Here is a 23,579-nt window from a genome sequence, read left to right as displayed (position 1 = left end):
CGCCGGCCGGGGTCACTCCGGCGGCGCCGGAGGGGGTCCCGGACGCGGAGCGGTGACCGAGCCGGGGGTCACCAGGCCCGTCTCGTAGGCGAGGACGACGGCCTGGGCCCGGTCGCGCAGCGACAACTTCGCGAAGATGCGGGCCACATGGGTCTTCACCGTGGCCTCGCTCAGTGTGAACTCGCGGGCCAGCTCGGCGTTGGAGAGCCCGTGGCCCATCAGGGTCAGCACCTCGCGCTCACGCGGGGTCAGCGCGGCCAGCTCCTGCCGAGCAGCGGCCGCCGCGGCCGGGTCCGCGGCGGCCGCGCCCGGACCGCAGCGCTCCACCAGGCGACGGGTGATCGACGGGGCGAGCAGCGCGTCGCCGGTGCCGACCAGGCGGACGGCGGCGGCGAGGTGTTCGGGGGTCACGTCCTTGAGCAGGAAGCCGCTGGCCCCGGCGGCGAGGGCGGCGTACACGTACTGGTCGAGGTCGAAGGTGGTCAGCATGATCACCCGGCAGTACGGAGCTTCGGCGAGGATGCGCCGGGCGGCCTCCAGGCCGTCCATGTGGGGCATCCGGATGTCCAGGAGGACCACATCGGGGCGCAGTCGGCGCACCGCCTCGACCGCCTCCGCGCCGTCGGCGGCCACGCCGACCACGTCGATCCCACGGGCGGTCAGGATCAGCCGGAAGCCGCTGCGGACCAGGTCCTGGTCGTCGGCGATCACCACACGGGGCGCGGGTGCGGGCACGGGCGCGGCCGTCTCGTCCGGCGTGATCACGGCCGCTCCAGCGGGAGCCGGGCGCGCACCCGGTAGCCGCCGCCGAGGCGGCGGCGGGCGTCGAGGTCGCCGCCGTAGACGGCGACGCGCTCGCGCAGGCCGAGGAGTCCACGCCCGGTGCCCTCGGCCTTCGGCCGGTCCCGGCCTCCGGCGGGCGCCGGTGCGGGTACGTCCCCCGTCAGCACGCTGGGTCCGCGGCCCAGCACCTCCACGCGCAGCGCGTGCTCCTGGTACCGCACGGTCACCTCGGTCCTGCCTCCGTCCCCGTGTTTGAGCGCGTTCGTGAGCGCCTCCTGGATGATCCGGTACGCCGTGACGTCGATCCCGGCCGGGAGCGGGCGCGGTTCCCCGGATATCCGTACGTCCACCTGCAGCCCGGCGAAGGCGAACCGGTCGATCAGCGGGCTCAGCCGGGCGAGCGTCGGCTGCGGCGCCAACCGGGCGGTGGCCGGGGCATCGTACGGTGTGTCCGCGCCGTCCTGGGCGGGGGCGAGCAGGCCCAGGAGGTGCCGCAGTTCGGTCATCGTGTTCCGCCCGGCCGTCTCCACGGCGCCCATCGCCGCCGCGGCCTCCCCGGGCAGGGTGGCGAGCACCTCGCGGGCGGCTCCGGCCTGCACCACCATGAGGCTCACGTTGTGGCTGACGATGTCGTGGAGCTCCGCCGCGATCCTGGCCCGTTCGGCGTCGACGGCGCTGCGGGCCGCGCCCTCGCGCTCCCGCTCCAGCAGCCATCCGCGCTCCTCCAGTGCCACGCGGTGGCCGCGCCTGGCGCGCAGCAGGGCCACGCCGAGCGCGCCGGCCACGGCCGTCGACACGCAGGCCGCGACCACGGCGATGACCAACCCCACCCCGAACTCCCCCGCCCCGTAAGCCTGGACGCCATTGTGCCGGACGGTCGGCATACATCCCCAGGATGACCTGCCCGTGCGGTTACATCCGGGGGCCGACGCCCCGTCCCCGGGCTCCGCCTTAGGTTCGGGCCATGACAACTGATCATGACACTGCGCGGCAGGTCGTCGTACGGCTGGACCGTGTGCACAAGGAGTACGGCGACGCGAAGGCTCTGGACGGTCTGTCACTGGAGATCCGGGCCGGGGACGCGGTGGCCGTGATGGGCCCGTCCGGCTGCGGCAAGTCCACGCTGCTCAACATGGTGGCCGGGCTCGACCGGCCGACCTCGGGCACCGTCGAGGTGCAGGGCCAGGACCTGGGCGTGCTGAACGAGACCGGGCTGGCGCTCTTCCGGCGCCGGCACATCGGCATGATCTTCCAGTTCTTCAACCTGATCGACGACCTGCCGGTCCTGGACAACGTGGCGCTGGCCGCCCAGCTGACGGGCGCCCCGGCCCGGCAGGCGCGCCGCCGGGCCCTGGAACTCCTCGACGAGCTCGGTGTGGCCGACCGCCGCAACAACTACCCGGCCACGCTCAGCGGCGGTGAGCGCCAACGGGTCGCCGTGGCCCGCGCCCTGATGAACCGTCCGGCGCTGCTCCTGGCGGACGAGCCGACCGGCGCGCTCGACAGCCGGTCGGGCGAGCAGGTGATGGACCTGCTGATCGACCTCAACCAGATCGGCCAGACCCTGCTGATCGTCACGCACGACCCGCAGTTGGCCACCCGGTGCGCGAGCCGGCTGGTCGAGGTCGCGGACGGCCGGGTCGCCCGGCAGAGCGCGCTGGAGGCGACCGCGTGAGCGCCGTGTGGCGGGCCTCGCGCGCGGCGGTGAGGCGCCGCAGGCTCCAGACGTTCGTCATCGGGCTCGTCGTGCTCTGCTCGACCACGACCGTCCTCCTCGCGCTGGGGCTGCTCGACGCCGCCTCCAGCCCCTTCGACAAGGCGTACGCCGCGCAGCGCGGCCCGCACACCGTGGCGACCTTCGACACGGCGAAGGCGTCGCCGGAGCAGCTCGCGCGGACCGCCCGCCGCCCCGGGGTGGAGGCGGCGGCCGGGCCGTTCGAGCAGAGCGTCCTGGACGTTCCCGCAGGCTGGCTGTGGATGGCGGGCGGCTCCCTCACGGTGGTGGGCCGGGCCGACCCGGGGGGCCCGGTGGACCGGATCGAGCTCCTGGTGGGCCACTGGGCGACCGCGCCCGGCGAGATCGTCGTCAGCTGGAACGCGGGCGGCTCCCCCGGACCCCGGGTACTGGGAACCAGGCTGGAAGTCCCCGGCTCCGCCCCGCTGACCGTCGTCGGCGTCGCGGCCGGCATGAGCAGGTCGGCGGGCGCCTGGGTCGCGCCCGAGCAGATGAACGCGCTGCGTCCGTCCGCCGCGCAGATGCTCTACCGCTTCACGCACTCCTCGACGGACGCCGAACTGGCCGCCGCGCTGGCCGGGGCGACCGCCGAACTGCCCGAGGGGACGGTGACCGGCGCGCAGACCCATCTCGCCCTGCAGCAGGCCTTCTCGGCCCTGGCCGATGCCTACCTCCCCTTCATGACGCTGTTCGGCGTCCTCGGCCTCCTGGTCTCCGCCCTGATCGTCGGGAACGTCGTCAGCGGGGCGGTGGTGTCCGGGTACCGGCACATCGGCGTGCTCAAGGCCCTGGGCTTCACCCCGAACCAGGTCGTCACCGTGTACCTGACGATGACGGCCGTGCCTGCGGTCGTCGGTGCCGTCCTCGGCACCCTGCTCGGCAACGCACTGGCCGAGCCCGTCCTCAAGGTCGCGTTCTCCGGCATCGAGACCGGCCGGGCCGCCGTCGGCGACGTCGGTGCGTGGGTGTCCGCCGTCTGCCTGCTGGGGATGCCCGCCCTCGTCCTGCTCACCGCCCTGATCCCGGCGCTGCGGGCGCACCGGCTCTCCGCCGCCCGGGCGATCAGCGCCGGTGGCGCCCCGCGGACCGGGCGCGGGCTGCGCGTGCAGCGCCTGCTCGGCGGCACCCGGCTGCCGCGCCCGGTCAGCCTGGGCCTGGGCCAGCCGTTCGCCCGGCCCGCCCGCACCCTGCTGACCGTGGCGGCCATCGTCCTCGGCGTCACCACGGTGACCCTGGCGACCGGGCTGACCAGCACGATGCTCGCGTTCGGCGAGGCCGGCCGGGGCGGCAGCGGTGCCCGGATCCATGTGGAGGCGGGCGGGCCGCTCAACGACCGGCCCGCTCTCGCGCTCGGTGACGGCCCGACCGAGGACCGGCTGAGGGCCCTGCCCGGTGCGACGGGGGTACGGGCCCGCGGGCTGGCCCAGGTGAGCCTGGTCGGGCAGGTCCGGCCCGTCTTCGCCAACTTCTACCGCGGGGACGACCCCGCGGCCGCGGGCCGGATCGCCCGGGGCCGGGAGGCGCGGGCGGCCGGCGAGATCACGGCCGGGCCCGCCTTCCTGACCCAGAATGGGCTGAAGGTCGGCGACCGGGTCACCCTGGCGCTGAACGGCAGGCAGGTGGCGGCGACCGTCGTGGGTGAGCTCGTGGAGGGCAACGCGCAGGCCCTGGACGCCACCTGGCAGACCTTCCTCCGGCTGTCACCGGAGGCCGGCGCAGCCGAGTACGAGGTGCGCCTCGCGGCCGGGGCCGACGCAGGGGCGTACATGGCGGCGGCCGAGGCGATCGACCCCGGCCTGCGCGTGTCGGTGCTGGACGGCCGGAACGCCGGCACCGTCACCGTCGTCGCCTTCTCGTCGGTGTTCACCGTCCTGCTGAGCATCGTGGCGGCGCTCGGCGTCTTCAACACGGTCCTCCTGAGCGTCCGGGAGCGCCGCCGGGACCTCGGCATGCTCAAGTCCATCGGCATGACCCCGCGGCAGGTCGTGGCGATGACCGTGACCTCGGTGGCGGGCCTGGGAGCGGTCGGCGGGCTGCTCGGCGTCCCCCTCGGGCTGGCCGCGCACCGGCTGGTCGTGGACAACGTCGGGGTGGTCAGCTTCCCGGAGTCGATGAAGGACGTCTGGGACGCCCCGTCGCTGACCGGCCTGCTGCTGGCGGGGATCGTGATCGCGGTCCTCGGCGCGCTGGTCCCGGCCCGGTCGGCGGCCCGGATGACGATCGCGTCGGCCCTGCACACCGAATAGGGACGCGCTCCGGGGCGGGCTGCCGGCTGTCCGTCCGTTCGCGTCCTCGGTGACCGGGCGGGTAGCTTCCGAGACCATGCGAACACGTCCGGCCGGTGCGCCGCCCCTCACGCTTCCCCCGGTGGTGTCCTGATGCCCCGTCCGCCGGACAAGGCCCGGCGCCTCGTGGTGGACGGCGACACGTACACGTGGTCGGTGCGGCACGCCCACCACCGGCCGGCCACCGGCCCGGCCGAGGACTGCCGCGAGACCGTCACCGTCCACCTGGCCGGGGCCCCGGGGTGCCTGCGCGTCGTCTTCCGGAAGAGGGAGCCCGGACAGTACTCGCCGAGCGGCTGTCTGGGGCAGTCCGGAGAGGTCGCGCGGATGGACGGCGGCAGCCTGAACCTGTACGAACCCGGAACCGCCCTCGCCCTGATGGAAGCGGCCCGGGCCCAGGGGTGGCAGCCCGCCGGCGCCTCGAAGGAGTTCGACGGCTGGACCCTCTTCGACGCCGCGGTCGCGGCACGGCCGTCCGCCTGAGCCGGCGGTGGCCGGCGCCGTCCGCCTGAACTCCCTGTGAACTCCCGCTGACGCCCCGCCCCGGCCCGTCCCGAGTGAATTCGTCACTTCCCCGGGCCGGGGGTCGTTAGGGCCTGGGGGTTGACTCGGGGGCGAAGGGATGACGGAATGCGGCAGTTTCCTCTGGAGATGCACCACATGGCACCCGGCCGGGTGGTCGAGTGGCGGCTCAGGTCCACGGCGGCGGAGGCCGCCGACACGGGTGACCCGGTGGGCAGGAAGGCGTCCTTCAACCAGGACAAGCACTTCACCGTCGCCGAGGAGAGCAGGGCCGCCGACGACCCGGTCGCGTCCTGGGTCGCGGTGACGTTCGAAGTGACCGGGCCGCTGGACGAGCAGGCGCTGGCGCAGTCCCTGCTCTCCTTCGTACAGCGGCACGAGGTCCTGCGGTGTGCGTTCCGCCGTCTGGCGGGCGAGGTGGCCTGTGAGCCGTTCGACCCCGCCGGGCTGTCCCTCGAACCCCGGCAGGTGGGCACCTTCGAGACCTCCGGCCTGCTGCGCGCATTCCTCGTCGAGCGGTTCAAGCGGAGCATCGACACCCTCTCCTGGCCTTTGTTCATCATGGGTGCGGTGGAGCGCGAGGACTCCGCGACGGTCTACCTCGCGTTCGACCACATCGTCTGCGACGGCATGTCGATGCCGATCGTGGCCCGCGAGGTGTCGACCGGCTACGAGGCCCTGCGCCGCGGCGAGCGCGTCGAGCTGCCGCCCGCCCCCAGCTACCTCGACTTCGCCGAGGAGCAGCGACGCCGCTACCTGTCCATCGACGCCGGCGACGAACGCCTGGACTACTGGAAGGCGTTCATGGGGCAGGCCGGCGAGTTCTTCCCCCGGTTCCCCCTCGACCTCGGTGTCGCGCCGGGCCGGATGTACCCGATCGTCAACGAGGCCTCCACCCTCCTGGACGCCGCCGAGGCCGAGGTGTTCGAGAAGACCTGCCTGGCGGCCGACGGCAAGCCGTTCATGGGGGTGCTCGCCTCGGTCGCCGTCTGCCTGCGCGACGCCGGTGGTCCGGGCGTCTACCGCGGCCTGATGCCGGTCAGTGAGCGCGGCCGGGACACATGGGCGCATTCGGTGGGCTGGTTCGTCAACACCCTGCCCATCGAGTTCGATGCCTCGCCCGGCCGGGACTTCGCCCAGGTCATGGCCTCCGTCCGGGCCGGTTTCAGCGAGATGATGAGCCATCTCGACGTGCCGTTCGTACGGGCGTGGGAGTTGCTGGCGCCCGAGGAGTTCGCCGCCCGCTCCTGGCCGTACCCGGTGAACTTCTTCTCGTACATCGACATGCGCAAGTGCCCCGGGGCCGAGCGCCACGACGAGTGGCGGCCCACCACCCATGTGTGGTCGGCGCGCGCCAACGGGGCCTGCTCGTGGTTCCAGCGGGACGCGGAGGGGCTGCACATGAACTCCCTCTACGTCGACACCCCGGCGGCCCGCCGGACCATGGGCGACTTCCAGGAGGCGCTGCGCCTGACCGTCCAGGAGATCGCCCGGTCCGGCGGATTCCGCCGGCCCATCGCGCTGACCGCGCCGCGGCGGCCCGTGCGGACCCCGCTGGACGTGGCCGCGTTCGCCCGCCGCGGCTGAGCCGCCCCGGGATCAGACCGGCCGGGCCGTCGCCCCTGCCGCGATGCCGTCGAGCAGGCGGGCGATGCCGCAGGCCACGATCGGGGCGACGGCGCCGTCCTCCGCCTCGTCCAGCCCCGGCTCGCCCGCGAGCGCGCAGAGCGTTCGGCCCGCCCCGGTGGCCGCGGGCGGGCGGCGCGGCCCTCGGCCGAGGGCAAGGGGGCGTATGGACCCGTCCCTCCGCGCCGTCAGAGCCGTGCCGCGCGGCCCAGCAGCAGGGTGCGTTCCTGCGCGTTGCGGGTGAGGGAGGCCGCCCGCTCGAACTCCGCGCGGGCCTCCTCGGTCCGGCCCAGCCGCTCCAGCAGGTCTCCCCGTACGCTCGGCAGCAAGTGGTAGGCGCGCAGGGCCGGTTCCCGGGCCAGGGCGTCGACCAGCGGCAGGGCCGTATCCGGCCCCTCGGCCATCGAGACGGCCACCGCCCGGTTGAGCTCCACCACCGGGGACGGGATCAGCTGGACGAGTCGCCCGTACAGCGCGGCGATCCTCGGCCAGTCCGTGTCCTCGTAGCGGACCGCTGCCGCGTGGCAGCCGGCGATCGCGGCCTGGACGGAGTACGGGCCGTTGCCCGCCCGACCCAGCGCCCGGGCGCCGCGGTGGATGAGCATGCGGTTCCACCGGGACCGGTTCTGGTCGGCGAGCAGCACGGGTTCCCCGTCGGGGCCGGTGCGGGCGGCGATCCGGGAGGCCTGGAACTCCAGCAGCGCGGCCAGGCCGTGCGCCTCGGGTTCCTCGGGCATCAGGGCGGCCAGGACGCGGGCCAGGCGCAGGGCGTCCTCGCACAGGGCGGGGCGGACCAGGTCGTCGCCGGCGGTGGCCGCGTACCCCTCGTTGAAGACGAGGTAGATGACCTCCAGGACCGAGGAGAGCCGCGCCTCGCGGTCGGCGCCGTACGGGACCTCGAACGGCACCCCGGCCTTGGCCAGGGCCCGCTTCGCCCGGACGATGCGCTGGGCGACGGTGGCCTCGGAGGTGAGGAACGCGCGGGCGATCTCCTGGGTGGTCAGTCCTCCCATCAGGCGCAGGGTGAGCGCGATCCGGGCCTCGGTGGCGAGGACCGGGTGGCAGGAGGTGAAGATCAGGCGCAGCAGGTCGTCGTCGATGTCCTCCGGGCCGGCCGGCTCGGCGGGCGGCGGCACGTCCTCCAGGGTCCGGCCGACCTCCGCGAGCTTGCGCGCGTACGTCTCCTTGCGGCGGACGAGGTCGATCGCGCGGTGCCTGGCGGTGGTCATGAGCCAGGCTCCGGGCCGGTCGGGGACCCCTGTCAGCGGCCACTGCTCCAGGGCCGCGACGAGGGCGTCCTGGGCGATCTCCTCGGCGATGCCGACGTCCCGCACGACGCGGGCGACACAGGCGATGATCCGCGCGGACTCGATCCGGAACACCGCTTCGACCGCCTGGGCCGCACTCACTGCCGTCACGGCCACCCATCAGAGCAGCCGTGACGGAGCAGGGCAAACGCGGCGCGGGCGCGCCGGGATCACATCTCCTGGATCTCCCGGACCTCGGCGCTCACCTTCCATTCCACCGGGTGGATCTCGAGGAACCGCCGGGTCCACTCGATGGCCTCGGCCTTGTCCTTGCACTGGGTGAGGGAGTAGCCGCCGACGACCTCCTTGGTCTCGGTGAAGGGGCCGTCGGTGTAGCTGATCTTCCCGCCGGACCAGCTGAGGCGGGTCCCCTCGGAGGTGGGGAGCAGTCCGGCGGTGTCGAGCATGACCCCGGCCTTGGTGATCTCCTCCAGCAGCGCGCCCATGCGCTGCTCGAACTCGGGCGGGAACTCGTCGCTGGGCAGGTCCTGCTCGTCGATGCGGATCATCGTCAGGAAGCGCGGCATGGTGACTCCTCGGTCAGGAGGGCGGGGACTCTCCCCGCCTCTCACCCCTGCGTCGAACGGGAGACGCCCGGATCGACAGCCTCCGGGAAATTCTTCGAAGATTTTCCCGGGGCGGCCACCTCGGTCCCCCATCCGGCCCCCCACACCCGGCTACTCACGAGTAGGATCACGGGCCCGGACACCTTCGAGAGGATCCCCCGATGCCCCGCGTCTCCTCCCCCCACCTGCTGGCCGGCCTCCTGGCCACGATGGCGGTCGCCCACGCGGCCGTGCCCGGGAAGTTCGACGCGACCATCCCCCGTTCGCTGCCGGGCAGCCCGCGCGCGTGGACGTACGGAAGCGGGGTGGCCGAACTCGCCCTCGCCGCCGGGGTCGCCCATCCGCGCACCCGCCGGGTGGCCGCGCTGGCCACGGCGGCGTTCTTCGTCGGCGTGTTCCCGGCGAACGTGAAGATGGCCGCCGACGCGCGCCACGGCTCCCCCGCCGTCCGGGCCGTGACGCTGGGCCGGCTGCCGCTGCAGGTACCGCTGGTGCTCTGGGCACGCAAGGTCGGCCGGAACGCCTGAGGCCGCCGGGGCGGGCCGGCCGTCAGCGGCTGTCTCCCGTCCAGTCCCAGCGGCCCGGGTCCCCCGCGCGGCGGCGGTAGTGGGCGCGGCCGCCCGCTCCGTAACGCCCTATCTCCGTGGGGAGCCTGGCCTCTTCGGCGAGCTGGGGCGCGCTCCAGCCGGTGATGTCCAGGAGGAGCCCGTCGAGCGGCCCGCCGACCAGCTCACCGTAGGCGTGTCCGGGTCGCGGTCCGGGGTCGGGGTCCTCGTGGTCGGCGCCGTAGACCCGGCGCCGAAGCATCCTGTCGTCCATACCGCTCAGCTTCACAGCCACCACTGACAACGGGCCCGGCGGCCGCGGGCCGGTGCGGCGGCGATGATGGGGGCCGCCCTCCCGTTCCGGGGAGGCGTACGAACGAGGAGCGACACGCATGGCACGTCGGGTGCACCAGCCACTTGAGGACCAGGAGTTCGACTTCATCCTCTCGATGACGACCGGGCCCGTTCTCGCGTACTTCTGCGGCACCTGGCCCAAGGCCGTCGAGGCGTGCCGGGCGATGGACGCCGTCGTCGGGGAACTGGCCGAGGAGTACGGGACGCGGTTCACCGCCGTCCGCACCGACATGACCCGCTGCCCCGGGCCGACCAGGCGCTACGAGGTGACGGGCGCGCCGACCGCCGTGCTCATCAAGGACGGCGAGGCGGTCGCGCGTCAGGCGGGGCCGATGACGCGCGAGGAGTTCCGGGCGTTCCTGGACGCCCACCTCTGAAGGTTCCGGAGGTTCGGAGCAGGGCTACGGCCCGGCTCCGGAGGTTCGGAGCAGGGCTACGGCCCGGCTCCGGAGGTTCGGAGCAGGGCTACGGCCCGGCGCTTCAGGGCGAGGGAGCCGTCCACCAGGCCGGCGAGCTCGTCGAAGAGGGCGCGCCGCCCCGGGGCGTCCGTATCGGGGCCGGCCGTGCGCGCCAGTTCCGCGAGCCGGGACCAGTGGCCGGCCGACTCCCGGAACAGGGCCGCCGCCTCCGGCCGTCCCGCGAGGTCGAGGAAGTCCGCGTAGAGCGGGCGGGTGGCGCCGGGGGCGGTCCACTCCTCCTCCAGGCACGCGTACAGCCGCCGGGTCCCCGCGCGGAAGGCCCCCGGGGAGCCGAAGCGCCGCTCCCAGCCGGTCCGGGTGCGGACGTCACGCAGCTGGGCGGCGAGCTTCTCCATCCCCGAGAAGCCGAAGTTGACGTCGAAACTGTTGCCCAGCACCGGGCCGGTGAGGCGGGCAGCGGTGGCGGCCACGGCCCCGTCGACGTCGGGGGCACCGGCGGCGGGGCCGGTGGGTACGAGCATCCGGTGGCGGCCCTTGCGATGGCCGGTCCAGGCCTCGCCGAACTCCCGCTCCGCGATCCTGTACGCGGCCGAGGCCCCGTCCTCGACGTACAGGCTGTCGCCCTCGTACCCGGCGAGGACCACGGTGTACGGATCGGCGCCGGCCGTCTCGTCCGGGACTCCGCCGTGCCAGGGGAGCCGGGACCGGTCGACCGAGCAGAACACCGGCCGGCCGGCGTCGAGGGCGGCGTGCACGCGGTCCCAGCGGGGCCGCGAGCTGTGGGTGACCTCGTAGGGGACGCGGAGCCGGTCGAGGGCGGCCTCCACCCAGGGGTCGGGGTGGGCCTGCGCGACGATCGTCAGCAGGGGCGGATGCCCGGCGTACTCGAAGACGAAGTACATGAAGCCGATCCCGCCCGCGAGACCCGCGACCAGTTCCTCCTCGTGCACGCTGCCGAGTGCGTGCCGGACCAGGGAGCTCTCACGGTGCCGCCCGGTGCCGAAGTCCGTGTAGAGGAGTCCGGTGGGCTTCGGCCGGGGTGACTGCTCGGTCATCGGGCCAGCGTAGCCCCGGGGTCGACAGCCGGACTTCCTGTACAGTTGTCCAGGAAATACCGGCCAGTATGCCGGTAGGGCACCACCGCCCGTACGTCGACCCCGAGAAGTGGAGGCGGCCATGCACACGGTCGCAGCGATCCTGATCGGCCTCGTGGCCGCACTGCACGTGTACTTCCTGGTCCTGGAGATGTTCCTGTGGCAGCGGCTCCCGGGCCGCGCGCTGTCCGGCTTCGACGCGGAGACCGCCCGCCTCACCGCACCGCTCGCCGCCAACCAGGGGCTGTACAACGGCTTCCTCGCCGCCGGACTGGTCTGGTCGCTCGTGATCGACTCGCTCGCCACCCAGATCTTCTTCCTCGTCTGCGTGATCGTCGCCGGGATCTACGGGGCCGCGACCGCCAACCGCCGGATCCTCGTGGCCCAGGCCCTGCCCGGCGCCCTCGCCCTGGGCGCGGCGCTGCTGGCCGCGTGAGCCCCGAAGACCCGCAGGCGGAGGACCCGCGGACGGAGGACCCGCGGACGGCCCGGACGAAGGGGCGGCTGCGCGAAAGCCTGCTGGCCGAGTGCGCCGGCCGGCCGCTCGCCGAGGTCAGCGTCTCGGCGGTGGTCCGCCGGGCCGGCGTCGGCCGCGCCACCTTCTACCTGCACTACGAGGACCTCACCGCGCTCGCCGTGGACGCCTGCGCGGACGTGGTGCACGCGGCGGTCGACGCCCTGCACGCCTGGCAGACGGGCCCGTCGCCGCTCCCCCCGGCCCGGCCGCCCGCCGCGCTGGCCGCCTTCCTGGCGGATGCGGCCGGCCGGGCGCCGCTCTACCGGACCCTGCTCCTCCCGGGCGGCGGCGGCCCGCTCGGGCGGCGTCTGCACCGGGAGCTGCGCGCACGGGCCCGCGCGGAACGGGCGGCGGTGGGCGCCCCGCATCCCGAGCTGGTCGCGTCGGCGGTCGCGGCCGCGTTCACCGGCGTCCTCGCCGACTGGCTGCACGAGGACATCCGGGCGGATCCGGAGGCACTGGCGGACCACATGTGGCGGCTGCTCCTGGCCCTCCACCGCGCGATCGGGCCCGACGGCGGACCGAGGCCGGACCGGATCCGGTAGCCGGACCGCCCGCAACGCGCGAAGCCCCGCCGGGCGGACCGGCGGGGCTTCGCGTCACGGGCTCGGCCCGCGAAGTGGACTACCTGAGGGGAACCACCTTCTCAGCCTGCGGACCCTTGGGGCCCTGGGAGACGGAGTACTCGACGCGCGCGTTCTCCTCCAGCGACTTGAACCCGGTGGTCTCGATCGCGGAGAAGTGCACGAACACGTCGGGGCCGCCGTCGTCCTGCTGGATGAAGCCGAACCCCTTCTCCGAGTTGAACCACTTCACGATGCCTGTTGCCATCTGGCTGATCCTTCACAACGTTCCACTGCGGGCCGCACACGCGGCCGTCTCGATCCTGCCCAACGGTCCGCCGGAGCACACGCCGAACGCGGCCAACCGGGGGCGCGGCGCACAATCGAACTTCCGGCCGCCTTGTCCGTGAAAAGAGGGAGCGGCTCCGTCCGAAGCCCTTCGAGGGGCACCGGGGGTGTCTTCACGCGCCGCCGTCCGCAGCGGGCAGCGATGCGGCGGATCGGGGCCGGGGGGCCGCGGCGAGGGCCCGCCGCGGACCGCCGACGCGGCAGCCGAGGCAGTCGGCGTGCCCCGCGTGGGCGCGGGTGTCCCGGACGCGCCAGTCCCAGTCGGCCTCCGGCCGGGGCCCGCTCGGCTTGCCCCACCCCGCGAGGTGCAGCAGCCAGGTGACGATCCCGGCCACGGCGACGACACCGAGGCCGATCCAGATCCCGGGGATCCAGGCCGCGCACACGGCACCGCCCGCCCCCGCGAAGCCCAGCAGGGCCAGGGTGGTTCCGGTCCAGCCGGCCACCGTGTGGCCGAGGTCTACGTGGCCGTGCGCGCTCATGGTTCTCCCTGGTCGGACCGACGGCAGTACGCTCGGAAGCGGGAAGCTTATTTCGCGAGGTAAGCATCTCACTCACTAAGTAACTTAGATCCTAAGGAGTATTTGGGTGCAGGGCAAGACCCGCCCCCCGGCCACGGCCGGCGAGGCGATTTCGCGCATGGACCAGTACGTCGCCCTGGGCATCGTCGGCCAGCAGGAGGTGGCGCAGCTGCTCGGGCTCAACGTCACCGATCTGACCTGCCTGGGCCACATCCTGGGCGCCGGGGACACCCCGCTCGCCGCCGGTGACCTCGCCGGACTCCTGGACCTCACCACCGGAGCCGTCACGGGGGTGCTCAACCGCCTCGAACGCGCCGGATACGCGCGGCGCGTCCCCGACCCCGCCGACCGGCGCCGGGTCCGGGTGGTGGCCGACCCCGCGGCCGCCGCGCGGGTCGTCGCCGTGTACCAGCCGATGTACGACCGGCTGGCCACCCTCTTCGCCGACTACACCCCCGACGAGATCGCCGTGATCGCCGACTGGTTCGGCCGTGCGGCGGTCGAGATCCGCGCGCACTGCGCGCAGGTACGGTCCGGGGAACTGACCGCCGAGGACGCTTAGGCCCCGCTGGTACCATGGGCGGTTGACCATCTACTTCTTTCGCCTTCTTCTCTCTGTTTCGAAAGGTCCTGCATGAGGAACCCGTCAGCTCATGGGCGCTTCGGTGTGAAGGGCGGTGCCAAGGCCGGTGCCCGGACCGCCGCCAAGGCCCCCCGGACGCTCGGCCCGCAGGGTGAGTTCACGATGCACGCGCCGAAGGAGCCGGCGCTGGCGCCGGTGGAGTCCTTCGCCGAGCTCGACCTGCCCCTTGAGCTGGTGGAGACCATGGCCTCGCAGGCCGTGACGGAGCCGTTCCCGATCCAGGCCGCGACGCTCCCGAACGCGCTGGCCGGCCGGGACGTCCTCGGCCGCGGCCGGACCGGCTCGGGCAAGACCCTCGCCTTCGGCCTGGCGCTGCTGGCCCGTACGGCGGGGCAGCAGGCGGACCCGAAGCGCCCGCTGGCGCTCGTCCTCGTACCGACGCGTGAGCTGGCGCAGCAGGTGACCGAGGCGCTGGAGCCGTACGCCGCGGCCCTGAAGCTGCGGATGGCCACCGTGGTGGGCGGGCTGTCCATCGGCCGTCAGGTGAGCTCCCTGCGCACCGGCGCCGAGGTCGTGGTGGCCACCCCCGGGCGGCTCAGCGACCTGGTGGGACGGCGGGACGTACACCTGGAGCGCGTGAAGATCACCGTGCTCGACGAGGCCGACCAGATGTGTGACATGGGCTTCATGCCGCAGGTCACCGAGATCCTGGACCAGGTGCACCACGCGGGACAGCGGATGCTGTTCTCGGCGACCCTGGACCGCAATGTCGACCAGCTGGTCCGGAAGTACCTGAAGGACCCGGTCTCGCACTCCGTCGACCCGCAGGCGGGCGCGGTGTCCACGATGGACCACCACGTGCTGCACATCCACGCGGCCGACAAGGTCTCGGCGGCGACCGAGATCGCGGCCCGGGACAACCGGGTGCTGATGTTCCTCGACACCAAGCACGGGGTCGACCAGTTCGTGAAGCACCTGCGGGCCATGGGCGTGCGGGCGGAGGGCCTGCACAGCGGCAAGTCGCAGCCGCAGCGCACCCGGACCCTGGCGCAGTTCAAGACCGGGGCCGTCACCGTCCTGGTCGCGACGAACGTCGCCGCGCGCGGCATCCACATCGACGACCTCGACCTCGTGGTCAACGTCGACCCGCCCGCCGACCACAAGGACTACCTGCACCGCGGTGGCCGCACCGCACGCGCCGGCGAGTCCGGCCGGGTCGTCACCCTCGTCACCCCGAACCAGCGCCGGGACATGGTCCGCCTGCTCGCCGACGCCCGGATCCGGCCGACGATCACGCAGGTGCGCTCCGGGGAGGCGGCACTGACCCGCATCACCGGCGCCAAGGCCCCCTCCGGGGTCCCGCTGGCGGGCTCCGCGCCGACCGACGCCAAGGGCAAGCCCTCGGGCTCTGACCTGGCCTTCCGCGGCATGGGCACCCGCCCGGGCCGGGGCAAGGAATCCCGCAAGACGATCGAAGCCCGCCAGCAGGCCGAGGCCCGCCGGGCGGCCCGGGTGCGCCGGGGCGTCTGACACGCGTACGCCTGAGACCACACCCCCCGTACCGGATCCGGTACGGGGGGTGTGGTCTCAGCCCCTGAGGTGTCAGCCCCGTCGGCGGCGGTTCCGGGCCACGATCGCGCGGGTGACCACGGGCGGGAGCAGGTCCTTGGCCAGCTTGCGCCAGCGGACGCCGGGCCTGCGCGCGGCAGCGGGCGCGGGGACCGGCGCCGGCGCCGGCTGCGGCGCGGGGTGCAGCGGCTGCGGGGACACGGGCGCGACCACGCCCTGGTCCGCGATACGCACCAGGGGGCGGCCGTCGATCACCTCCACGCCGTGCCAGAGGTCGGTGCGCTCCTCCAGCCACGCGAGCAGCGCCGTCTGGTAGGGCTCCGGGTCACCCCAGGTCGCGTAGAGCTTCGAGGGTGAGATGCATATGGGGTGCAGTTCTCCCGTGACCACCGCGGTCCAGACGGCGGCCGCGACGCCGGGGGTGTGCTCGGAGCGGTAGTCGTCGAAGGCCACCACGGCACCAGGGGCAGCGACGGTGCGCGAGGACGCGAGGTCCGTGGCGACGTGCTCGTAGAGGTGCGAGGCGTCGATGTGCACGAACCGGCAGCTCGCCGGCTTGACCTCGTCGGCGACGACCGAGGTCGGGGCCTGGATCAGCGTCGGCAGTGCCTCGTGGAAGGCCAGGTAGTTCGTCTCGAAGCCGCGCCGCGTGAGCGTGGGGTAGGACTCCCGGTTCTCGGCGATGTTGAAGTCGTCCGTCGCGGGCGAGTCGAAGAGGTCGCAGACGGTGAATTCCTCACCGGGCCTGAGGTACCGGCCGAGAAAGATCGCGCTCTTCCCCATGAAGGCGCCGAGCTCCAGCAGGTCGCCCGGCTGCCCCTCGTCGCTGTTCTGGCGCGTCAGGAACCAGTCGAAGAGCACCTGGTCGTACGCCGAGAACCAGCCTTTGACCTCGTCGTACGTGGTGGGGACGAGCGGGGCCTGCTCACCGTCGGGGGTCGTGACGGAAGCTTGTGAAACGTGCGACACGGAGAGTCATCCTCCAGCGAAGTGGCATCGGTCTTCACGCTGATACCCGGCCGGGTAACGGCACCCTAAGGCCTGAATGGGCGTGTGACGAGTGGTGAGCGGGATCGGCGTGTGATTCCTGCCCTCCCTGCCCGGCGTACCCGTGGGGTGCGCTCAGCCCTCGGTCCGGTGGCGCAGCCGCTCGATGGCGGCGGTGGCGCCGGCGCTCGGGCCTTCGTTGCCCTTCTGCTCGAACATCCGGCGCAGTCGGTCCGGTTGGCGCGCATCGGCGGGTCGGGCCGGTCGCCCGAGGGGCTTCCCGTCAGCCTCGCCCTCGTCGGCGCGGCGAGAGCCGGATGACACGCCGCACGGACCCGCCCGGCTCGCGAGATCGGGGGCAGCAGGGCGTTCGCCGTCGTAGGCCGTGCGCCGCGTCCGGTACTCCGTGTCGTACCGATCGAGACCGGCTCGCGCGCCGCATCCGGTCCCGCCACCACCACAGGCCGATGACCGCTCACACGGCGGCGGCCACCGTGAACGCGGATACCACGATGACGAGTTGGAGCTTCCGGCACGCCGCGCGGGTCGGGACCGACGCGCACGGCGGCCGGGTCAGTGCTCCGCTGCCGGTTCAGACCGCGGTGCCGCGGCGCAGGCGGTCGGCGGCCGCGTTGCGGACGCGGCGGGTGCGGGCATCGGTGGCCAGCAGGGTCAGGGCCTCGTACGAGGTCAGCAGGCCGGCGGCGGTGCGCTGGCACCAGTCGGAGGCGGCGGTGAGCTCCTCGGCGGACCAGGGCTCGCCTCGGGTGGCGGCCTTGAGCAGGCTCCACTCCCGCAGCCGGCGCTCGGGGAAGGGCCGGCCGGCGAGGACGGCGGCCATGGCCCGGGCCCAGGCGGGGAACTCCTCGTCGGCGAGCAGCTGTACGGCTCTCCGGTCGAGGTGGGTGACCACCGCGCTCTCGGCCATCACCCGGTCGGGATCGCGCAGCACCTCGGCCACGACCTCCGCCTCGCTCTCCGCCCCCGGGCCCGGCGCCGAGGCCAGGGACTCCAGGTGGCGGGCGTAGCGCCAGTGCTCGACGGGCTCGTCGGCGTCGGGGCCGCTCATCGGGCCCCGCGCCGGTATGCCCGTGGCGGGTCGCTGCTGCTCGTTTCCTCTCGCCATGGCCCCCATTCCACACGACCTCTCCGGGCGGCCGGTGGTCAGGGTGCCGTCAGGGCCTGTTCAGCGGTGCGGGGCCAGCATCAGCGCCTCCGCACCGACCGGTCGGTAGCCCGCGGCCTGGAAGGCCCGGATGCTGCGCGCGTTGCCGGTGGCCTGCTGGGACCAGACCGGCTGCCCGCCGGGGACGAGGTGGCGGGCGGCGCGGGCCAGCTCCCGGCCCAGTCCGCGGTGGCGCACGCCCTCGTCGACCTCGACCGCCGCCTCCCAGCGGCCCGCGACGCCGCGGCCGAGGACGAGGACTCCCCCGGCCGCCGACCAGACCCGTACGTCGTCACGGCGGCGCAGGGCCCTGCGGACGCGGGGGTGGTCGGGGTCGGTCGTCTCGACGAGCTCCAGTGCCGGTGCGCCGGGCAGCGGGCCGGCGACGGTGAGCAGGTCGATCGTGTCGGTGCCGCGTCCCGTGCGGTCGAGCAGGGCGGCCAGGAACCGGGGGTTCATGGTGGCGGCCAGCGCGTCGCAGTCGAGGGCGGCGAGGGTGGTGTGGACCCAGTCCGGGTCCTCGTCGGTGAACACCACGGAGTGTGCGGTGAAGGCGATGACGCCCGCGTCGCGCCGGTGTTCCTGCGGAACCACGGTCGTACGGCCGTCAGGTGGCGGGAACCGCCCTTCGGCCGCCGCGTCCAGGATCTCCGTCAGCGTCAGTCCCATGACCGTCAGACCTGCTCGAAGTGGAAGGACTTGATGAAACAGTCGCGGGGCTGGCCGATCGCGAAGAAGATGCAGTCCACCAGCGACTGCGACGTGAGCGGGTCCTTCGCCGTACGCGGCGCGCCCTCCCAGGACTCCGACAGCGGGTCGTGGTTGTCGAAGTCGGGCGGGTAGAGGGAGATGACGCGGACGCCCTGGTCGCGCAGCCTGCGGGAGAGGATCTCGGTGAAACCGGCCTGGGCGCTCTTGGCGGCGTAGAAGGCCGCGTGCGCGTCGGACCGGTGGTGGCCGGTCTCCCCGCAGCCGGAGACCATGGTGACGATGTCCGGCTCGGCCGACTTCAGGAGCAGCGGGAGGAACGCCTTGGTGGCCAGGACGGTGCCGGTGGCGCCGGAGGCGAGGGTGTCGACTACGTCCTCGTCGGAGGCGGACAGCAGGTCCGTGCCGTGCTGGTAGCGGGAGCCGTTGTTGACGAGCACGTCCACGTGGTCGGTGCGGGCGGCGACCGCGGCGGCGAACTCCCGTACGGACGCGGGATCGGCGAGGTCGCAGGCGTAGGCGTGGACACGGTCCGCGTCGTGGCCCTGGGCGCGGATCTCCTCGCGGACGCGCTCGGCGGCTTCGAGGGTACGGGCGGAGAGGTGGACCTCGGCGCCCCTGCTCGCGAAACGGAGGGCGAGGGTACGCCCGAAGTCGCGTCCGGCGGCGGTGACGACGACGCGGTGGTGCTCCAGTGCCATGTCTGCGCTCCTGATTCGTGGTCTGTACACATGATCTCAGGTGCGGTGCGGGGCACGCCGGTCGGGCCGGAGGAACGGCGGAGAGCCGGGCCGTTCGGGGCGGCCGGGGGCGCGGGACGGACGATACCGGCTCTCCGCGCGACGCCTCAGACGTCGCCCGTCCCCTGGTCCGCCTCCGGCAGCGGGGCCCCCGTCTCCAGCAGGGTCTTGAGGCTGGACGCGAGCATCGGCCAGGCCCGTGCGCACATGCCGATCAGCGTTCCGCCGGGTTCGAAGTCCTCGTGCAGGATGGTCAGCCGGGCGAGGGTGTCGCCGACGGGCTCGATCTCGTACGTCACCTTCGTACGGCGCTCCTTCGCCAGCTCGGCCCGCAGTTCCTCACCGATCCCGACGGAGGCCGCCCACTGCGGGGTGAAGGTGTGCCAGGTGTAGGAGAGCAGGCGGTCCGGGACGCAGCCGAGGACCACCTGTTCGGGGTCACTGGTACGGGCACCTCGCTCGACCCAGTCCATCGGCGAGCCCACCGCCCAGTCGGTCTCGAAGCTCAGGCCCCAGTACCGGCGGGTGAAGGCGGGCTCGGTGAGGGCCTGCCAGACCCGGTCGGGGTCGGCCTGGATGTACAGGGTGTAGGTGATCGCGCTGTCGCTCATGGCCCCATGCTGCGGGACCGCGGACCGAGGACGCCGGATTTCCCGATCATGGCGGTGGCCGCGGGGCGGGGCCGCACGCCCGGCCGGCGCCGCCCCGGACCGCTTTCACTCCACGTGGAAGGCGAGCCCGCACAGCCCGAGGCCGCACTGCGCCGCGGCCCGCCAGGCACGCAGCGGGCCGTCCAGGACGCTCTCGCGGAGTTCGGTGTCCAGCCAGACCTGCCGCTGCACCCGCTCCCTCTCCCCGGGAGCGAATCCGAGGGCCCGCTCCACCGCGGGCAGCGCCGCGCGCACCTCGGCGGCGCTCAGCACGAAGTTCCCGCACCAGCCGGGCAGCAGGGCGGCGCGCTCGGGGCCGATGGCGTGGAACAGCGCGCTGACCGGGTACGCCTTGCGCTGCACGGACACGAACATCAGCTCCTGGTCCGGCTGCCGGTCCCAGATGCCCTCCACGAACGGGAACTCGCACAGGTCGTCCACGTGGCGGCCGGGGCGGGTCAGGTCCTGGAAGGAGCGGATCGCCTCGTCCTCGGCCGGGGTGCCGGTCCACCAGGTGCGGTGGTCGGGGAGCGGGGCGCGCCGCCAGGCCGCCCAGCGGCGACGGGCCCGCGGGCAGGTGCGGTCGGCCTCGACGGCCGCCGCCGTCCGCGGCGCGAGGTCCGCGATCACGGAGTCCTCGTGGCAGCTGATCGACCATGCGCTGGTGAATCCCATGCCGTCGACGGTAGGAGGCGCCACCGACATCTCAGCGGAGCGCGGCCTCCCCGGGGAGTTCCGTGGGCGGGGTGCGGGCGGGGACGGGGAGGCCGAGACGGGTGCGGGCGGCATGGACCGCGGCGAGTTCGTCGTCGCCGGCCCGCCCCCAGTCGCTCAGTTCGCGGACCTGTTCGGGAGTGGCCAGCAGGCGTGCGTACTCCGGGTCCGCGCCCGGGGGGAGGCCGGTGAGGCGGGCCGTGGTGCGGACGTGGGCGCCCTGGTCGCCCTGGTCGCCGTGCCGGTAGCCGAGCGGGACGCCGTCCTCGGCGGTTGCGGCCGTCGGGGGCGGGAGGTGGGCGGCGCCGGTGGCCCGGGAGATCAGCAGCAGGACCCGGCCGTCGGGGGCGAACAGCCAGGCCGACAGGTCCCGTACGGGCATCCGCTCCGGGACCGGGCCCGGGTGCCAGGCACCGTGCTGCGGGATCCGCCGGGTGCGCAGGACCCCGAGCCGGTCGAGGGCGGTCGGAGCGGTGGGGCGGCCGTCCTCCAGCAGGGCGGTGCCGGAGCCGTTGACGCGGGCGCGCAGGGCGGACAGCGCGCGGCGGGCGTCGCCGGGGTCCATCAGGGCGGGCAGGTCGGCCGGTTCGGCGAAGTGGATGCCGGTGATCTCCTGGGCCGGGAGCCGGACGGCCTCGATCCGGTCGGGGGTCCAGGTGCCGCCGTCGTAGACGTGCAGGATCTCGCCGGGGAAGCGCATCTCGGGCGGGAAACCGGGGGTGTCGGCCGGGATCCAGTCCACGGCGAGCCCGCGCGGGTAGCGGCCGTCGACTCCGAGCTCCTCGCGCAGCTCGCGGGCGGCCGCCGCGGACGGTGCCTCGCCGGCGTCCACGGCCCCGCCGGGGAGCAGCCGGTCGGTGCGGTAGTCGACGCTCTGGACGAGGATCCGGCCGCGGGTGTCGGTGACGAGGACGACGGCCGCGGTCCACACGGCGGCCCGCGAGGCCCCGTACTCCGCCGGGGTCATCCAGGTCCCCGTCCGCTCCCGCTCGTGTTCGTCGGTCGCGCTCTGGTCGGTCAGCTGCGGCATCGGACTCCGTTCACCGTGGGTGGACCTGCCGGCCTGTGCAACAGCGGGCACGGCTCACGGGTTACGGCGATCCGGCCGCCCTCGGCGACCCGTCCGCCCCGCACCGACACCCCCGCACCTTTACCGCCCCTATACCTCCTTATTACTTGGTTATGTACTCCCTGGTACGTTCCGGATGCGGACTGGCGGCGTGAAAGCCGCCGGTCCGACCAAACCCCACGCCCGAACCGCAGGCACGCCCGGACCGCCCGGACCCAGGAGAGACCCACACATGCGACGCGCCTCCCCCACGGGCACCGGCACCCCGGCAGGCCCCGCGTGAGGGGCCTCGGCGCGGGGGCGGCGGGCCCGGCCGGAGGGTCCGGCGGCCGGCTGGCCGGGGTGGACGCCGTACGCGGACTGGCCGTCCTCGGCATGTTCGCCGTGCACGTGGGCCCGAGCCCCGAGCCGGAGGGCGCCGGCTACCTCCTCGTCGCGGCCGACGGGCGCGCCCCGGCGCTCTTCACCCTGCTCGCCGGCTTCTCCCTGGTCCTCGCCCAGCGCGGGCGGGCCCCGGAGCAGCGCCCGCAGGGCTGGGCGCGCCGCTGGCGCCCCCTGCTGATCCGCTGCGCGCTGCTGGCCGCACTCGGCGTGTGGCTGGCCTCGCTCTGGCCCGGGATCCTGGTCATCCTCGCCTTCTTCGCCGTGTACTTCCTGGCTGCCGAGCCCTTCACGCGGCTGTCCACCCCCCTGCTCACCGCCGTGGCGGGCGCATCGGTGGTGGCGGGCCCTCTGCTGTCGTTCCTGCTGGGCCCGGTGTTCGGGTACGAGGCGTCCGGGCGCGGGCTGGTCCCCGAGGCCGCCGACCTTGCCAGTTGGTCCGGGCTGGGCGCGGTGCTGCTGGAGCTGCTGCTCACCGGGGCGTATCCGCTGGCCACCTACTTCCCGTACGTGCTGGCCGGGATGGCGCTCGCCCGGCTGTGCGACGTGCGGGAGCGGCCGGTGGCCCGGCGGATGGCGGTGTGGGGCACGGCGGCCGCCTTCGCCGGATACGGCTCCGCGTGGCTCGCGAGCCATGTGTTCGGCGCCCGGCAGCGGTTGCTGGAGGCGATCGCCGTGCACCATCCGGAGGCCCTGGCCGCGGCCGATCCCGTCCGGGAGGTGCTGCAGGGTCAGTACGGAGCCGTGCCCAGCACCTCCTGGGACTGGCTGCTGGTGGCCGATCCCTACAGCCAGACCCCGCTGGAGACCCTGGGCAACGCGGGCGTGGGCTGCGCCCTCATCGGCCTGTGCGCGCTCGCCGCGCGGCACGGGGTGGGCGCGCGGCTGCTGCGGCCGCTCACGCTGCTCGGGGCGATGGCGCTGAGCGCGTACGTCGTCCACGCGCTGGTGCTGGCCGGTCCGGCGCACGGGGCCGCGTCCTGGTCCGCCTGGCTGGCCTTCAGCGGCGCGGCCCTCACCCTGACCTGGGCCTGGCAGCGGATCTGGGCCGGGAGCCCGCTGCGCCGGGGCCCGGTGGAACACCTGCTCCGGCTGGCCACGCGGGGGCGCAGCCGGGCCTGAGCGCACGCCGTCACCCGTCCGTGTGACGGGTTCGGCTCGCGCGGCGCCGGTACGGCAGGCTGGGCGGATGCAGCTGCGCCTCGCCCTGCCCCTGACCCTTGCCGCGCTCGTGACGGCCACCGGGTGCGTGACGGTGCGTCCCGCCGCTCCGCCGGACGCCCAGCGGCAGGCGCACGGAGCGGCGGCCCGTACGCAGGACCGGCAACCGACTCCCCTCGCACTGCCGTTGAGTCCGCTCCCGGCCTCGCCCGAACCCGCCTCCCCCGTCCCGCCCCCACCACCCGCACCACCCGGACCGCCCTCACCCCGCATGGTTCCGGAGGCCGGGCCGGCACCCGTACCGGTACAGGCCGCCGCCGAGCGGCCGCGTCGCCCGCGCCGGGCCGACGCGAAGCCCCCGCGCCCCCGGCGGCCCGCCGAGCGGGCGAAGCCCGCGGCCCCGGCGAAGCCCCGCAAGCGGCCGCCGACGGTGGCGGACAAGCCCCGGCCGGAGCCGCAGGGTTCGTACGACATGGCCTCCCTGTGCGAGGCGGCCAAGGGCACCGTGCATCCGTCCATCGTCGCCCTCTGCCACTGAGGGCGGCGGATGCCCTGAGGCATCCGGGGCGGCTGTCCGCACACCTCTCGTAATCCGAGCTCGGGTCATGTCCGGGCGGGCCGCGGCGATACCCTCGGAGCCGCGGAACGGACGACACGGGGAGCCAAG

General features: G+C 74.1%; 28 protein-coding genes. 12 read left to right on the top strand and 16 right to left on the bottom strand.

Annotated elements, in window-relative coordinates:
- Positions 1 to 12: 12 nt before the first annotated feature.
- Together KO717_RS33655 and KO717_RS33650 are read right to left on the bottom strand one after the other, a co-directional pair.
- The gene (locus KO717_RS33655) at positions 13 to 765 is read right to left on the bottom strand and encodes a response regulator (protein ID WP_301373221.1); all 753 of its coding nucleotides are present in this window, start codon (positions 763 to 765) and stop codon (positions 13 to 15) included.
- Positions 762 to 1,613, bottom strand: a complete 852-nt coding sequence (locus KO717_RS33650) for a sensor histidine kinase (RefSeq protein WP_301373220.1) — start codon at positions 1,611 to 1,613, stop codon at positions 762 to 764. The genes KO717_RS33655 and KO717_RS33650 overlap by 4 nt, the downstream gene beginning before the upstream one ends.
- A 134-nt stretch (positions 1,614 to 1,747) precedes the next feature.
- Between KO717_RS33650 and KO717_RS33645 the strand changes: the two genes are divergently transcribed.
- From KO717_RS33645 to KO717_RS33630, 4 genes are all read left to right on the top strand, one after another.
- A complete protein-coding gene (locus KO717_RS33645) occupies positions 1,748 to 2,458 on the top strand; it encodes an ABC transporter ATP-binding protein (RefSeq protein ID WP_301373219.1) in 711 nt (236 codons plus the stop codon).
- Positions 2,455 to 4,764 (top strand): ABC transporter permease, encoded by a 2,310-nt coding sequence (locus KO717_RS33640; protein WP_301373218.1) that lies wholly within the window; start codon positions 2,455 to 2,457, stop codon positions 4,762 to 4,764. Before KO717_RS33645 ends, KO717_RS33640 begins: the two co-directional genes overlap by 4 nt.
- A 132-nt stretch (positions 4,765 to 4,896) precedes the next feature.
- Positions 4,897 to 5,286, top strand: a complete 390-nt coding sequence (locus tag KO717_RS33635; RefSeq protein ID WP_301373216.1) for a hypothetical protein — start codon at positions 4,897 to 4,899, stop codon at positions 5,284 to 5,286.
- Between the two features lie 147 nt (positions 5,287 to 5,433).
- Positions 5,434 to 6,912, top strand: a complete 1,479-nt coding sequence (locus tag KO717_RS33630; protein ID WP_301373214.1) for a condensation domain-containing protein — start codon at positions 5,434 to 5,436, stop codon at positions 6,910 to 6,912.
- A 227-nt stretch (positions 6,913 to 7,139) separates the two neighbouring features.
- Here KO717_RS33630 and KO717_RS33625 read toward each other — a convergent pair whose 3' ends face one another.
- A complete protein-coding gene (locus KO717_RS33625) occupies positions 7,140 to 8,360 on the bottom strand; it encodes an RNA polymerase sigma factor (RefSeq protein WP_301374918.1) in 1,221 nt (406 codons plus the stop codon).
- Positions 8,361 to 8,428: 68 nt separating this feature from the next.
- Positions 8,429 to 8,785, bottom strand: a complete 357-nt coding sequence (locus KO717_RS33620; RefSeq protein WP_202203036.1) for a YciI family protein — start codon at positions 8,783 to 8,785, stop codon at positions 8,429 to 8,431.
- Between the two features lie 200 nt (positions 8,786 to 8,985).
- Between KO717_RS33620 and KO717_RS33615 the strand changes: the two genes are divergently transcribed.
- Entirely contained in the window at positions 8,986 to 9,351 is a 366-nt protein-coding gene (locus tag KO717_RS33615; RefSeq protein ID WP_301373212.1) for a DoxX family protein, read from the top strand.
- A 22-nt stretch (positions 9,352 to 9,373) separates the two neighbouring features.
- Here the strand turns inward: KO717_RS33615 and KO717_RS33610 are convergent, their stop codons facing one another.
- Complete coding sequence (locus KO717_RS33610) at positions 9,374 to 9,643, bottom strand: hypothetical protein (RefSeq protein WP_301373211.1); 270 nt, start codon at positions 9,641 to 9,643, stop codon at positions 9,374 to 9,376.
- 118 nt (positions 9,644 to 9,761) lie between these two features.
- On the opposite strand from KO717_RS33610, the gene KO717_RS33605 reads away from it, so the two are divergent.
- Complete coding sequence (locus tag KO717_RS33605) at positions 9,762 to 10,100, top strand: thioredoxin family protein (RefSeq protein ID WP_301373210.1); 339 nt, start codon at positions 9,762 to 9,764, stop codon at positions 10,098 to 10,100.
- A gap of 56 nt (positions 10,101 to 10,156) precedes the next feature.
- Here KO717_RS33605 and KO717_RS33600 read toward each other — a convergent pair whose 3' ends face one another.
- Positions 10,157 to 11,197: a BtrH N-terminal domain-containing protein gene (locus KO717_RS33600; protein WP_301373209.1), complete on the bottom strand. Its 1,041-nt coding sequence runs from the start codon at positions 11,195 to 11,197 to the stop codon at positions 10,157 to 10,159.
- Between the two features lie 121 nt (positions 11,198 to 11,318).
- On the opposite strand from KO717_RS33600, the gene KO717_RS33595 reads away from it, so the two are divergent.
- On the top strand, positions 11,319 to 11,672 hold the full coding sequence (locus tag KO717_RS33595; RefSeq protein ID WP_301373208.1) for a DUF1304 domain-containing protein: 354 nt from the start codon (positions 11,319 to 11,321) through the stop codon (positions 11,670 to 11,672).
- A complete protein-coding gene (locus KO717_RS33590; RefSeq protein ID WP_301373207.1) occupies positions 11,669 to 12,298 on the top strand; it encodes a TetR/AcrR family transcriptional regulator in 630 nt (209 codons plus the stop codon). Before KO717_RS33595 ends, KO717_RS33590 begins: the two co-directional genes overlap by 4 nt.
- Before the next feature lie 79 nt (positions 12,299 to 12,377).
- On the opposite strand, the gene KO717_RS33585 is transcribed toward KO717_RS33590, so the two are convergent.
- Both KO717_RS33585 and KO717_RS33580 read right to left on the bottom strand, forming a co-directional pair.
- Positions 12,378 to 12,584, bottom strand: coding sequence for a cold-shock protein (locus tag KO717_RS33585; RefSeq protein WP_033213830.1), 207 nt, complete (start codon positions 12,582 to 12,584; stop codon positions 12,378 to 12,380).
- 193 nt (positions 12,585 to 12,777) lie between these two features.
- Entirely contained in the window at positions 12,778 to 13,146 is a 369-nt protein-coding gene (locus KO717_RS33580; protein WP_301373206.1) for an HGxxPAAW family protein, read from the bottom strand.
- Between the two features lie 106 nt (positions 13,147 to 13,252).
- Here KO717_RS33580 and KO717_RS33575 point away from each other — a divergent pair, with 106 nt between their 5' ends.
- Both KO717_RS33575 and KO717_RS33570 read left to right on the top strand, forming a co-directional pair.
- Positions 13,253 to 13,747: a MarR family winged helix-turn-helix transcriptional regulator gene (locus KO717_RS33575; RefSeq protein WP_301373205.1), complete on the top strand. Its 495-nt coding sequence runs from the start codon at positions 13,253 to 13,255 to the stop codon at positions 13,745 to 13,747.
- Between the two features lie 72 nt (positions 13,748 to 13,819).
- The gene (locus KO717_RS33570) at positions 13,820 to 15,298 is read left to right on the top strand and encodes a DEAD/DEAH box helicase (RefSeq protein ID WP_437184610.1); all 1,479 of its coding nucleotides are present in this window, start codon (positions 13,820 to 13,822) and stop codon (positions 15,296 to 15,298) included.
- 72 nt (positions 15,299 to 15,370) lie between these two features.
- Here KO717_RS33570 and KO717_RS33565 read toward each other — a convergent pair whose 3' ends face one another.
- The 8 genes from KO717_RS33565 to KO717_RS33530 form a co-directional block, all read right to left on the bottom strand.
- Positions 15,371 to 16,306: a class I SAM-dependent methyltransferase gene (locus KO717_RS33565; protein WP_437184609.1), complete on the bottom strand. Its 936-nt coding sequence runs from the start codon at positions 16,304 to 16,306 to the stop codon at positions 15,371 to 15,373.
- A 153-nt stretch (positions 16,307 to 16,459) separates the two neighbouring features.
- Positions 16,460 to 16,648 carry a hypothetical protein gene (locus KO717_RS33560; RefSeq protein WP_301373204.1) on the bottom strand — a complete coding sequence of 63 codons (189 nt, stop codon included), beginning with the start codon at positions 16,646 to 16,648 and terminating at the stop codon, positions 16,460 to 16,462.
- 268 nt (positions 16,649 to 16,916) lie between these two features.
- Positions 16,917 to 17,450 carry a hypothetical protein gene (locus KO717_RS33555; RefSeq protein ID WP_301373203.1) on the bottom strand — a complete coding sequence of 178 codons (534 nt, stop codon included), beginning with the start codon at positions 17,448 to 17,450 and terminating at the stop codon, positions 16,917 to 16,919.
- A 60-nt stretch (positions 17,451 to 17,510) separates the two neighbouring features.
- Entirely contained in the window at positions 17,511 to 18,158 is a 648-nt protein-coding gene (locus KO717_RS33550) for a GNAT family N-acetyltransferase (protein ID WP_301373202.1), read from the bottom strand.
- Positions 18,159 to 18,163: 5 nt separating this feature from the next.
- Positions 18,164 to 18,898 carry an SDR family oxidoreductase gene (locus KO717_RS33545; protein ID WP_301373201.1) on the bottom strand — a complete coding sequence of 245 codons (735 nt, stop codon included), beginning with the start codon at positions 18,896 to 18,898 and terminating at the stop codon, positions 18,164 to 18,166.
- Between the two features lie 146 nt (positions 18,899 to 19,044).
- The gene (locus KO717_RS33540) at positions 19,045 to 19,548 is read right to left on the bottom strand and encodes an SRPBCC family protein (RefSeq protein ID WP_301373200.1); all 504 of its coding nucleotides are present in this window, start codon (positions 19,546 to 19,548) and stop codon (positions 19,045 to 19,047) included.
- Positions 19,549 to 19,653: 105 nt separating this feature from the next.
- Positions 19,654 to 20,262, bottom strand: coding sequence for a hypothetical protein (locus KO717_RS33535; protein ID WP_301373199.1), 609 nt, complete (start codon positions 20,260 to 20,262; stop codon positions 19,654 to 19,656).
- 31 nt (positions 20,263 to 20,293) lie between these two features.
- A complete protein-coding gene (locus KO717_RS33530; protein ID WP_301373198.1) occupies positions 20,294 to 21,331 on the bottom strand; it encodes an NUDIX domain-containing protein in 1,038 nt (345 codons plus the stop codon).
- Positions 21,332 to 21,649: 318 nt separating this feature from the next.
- Here KO717_RS33530 and KO717_RS33525 point away from each other — a divergent pair, with 318 nt between their 5' ends.
- Positions 21,650 to 22,873: a DUF418 domain-containing protein gene (locus KO717_RS33525; RefSeq protein ID WP_301373197.1), complete on the top strand. Its 1,224-nt coding sequence runs from the start codon at positions 21,650 to 21,652 to the stop codon at positions 22,871 to 22,873.
- A gap of 67 nt (positions 22,874 to 22,940) precedes the next feature.
- Positions 22,941 to 23,450 carry a hypothetical protein gene (locus KO717_RS33520; RefSeq protein ID WP_301373196.1) on the top strand — a complete coding sequence of 170 codons (510 nt, stop codon included), beginning with the start codon at positions 22,941 to 22,943 and terminating at the stop codon, positions 23,448 to 23,450.
- Positions 23,451 to 23,579: the final 129 nt, after the last annotated feature.

Origin of the sequence: Streptomyces xanthophaeus, from assembly GCF_030440515.1 — a bacterium.
GTDB lineage: Bacteria > Actinomycetota > Actinomycetes > Streptomycetales > Streptomycetaceae > Streptomyces > Streptomyces kutzneri.
The sequence above is the reverse complement of the archived record's forward strand: the minus strand, read 5'-3'. Positions and strand labels throughout refer to the sequence as shown.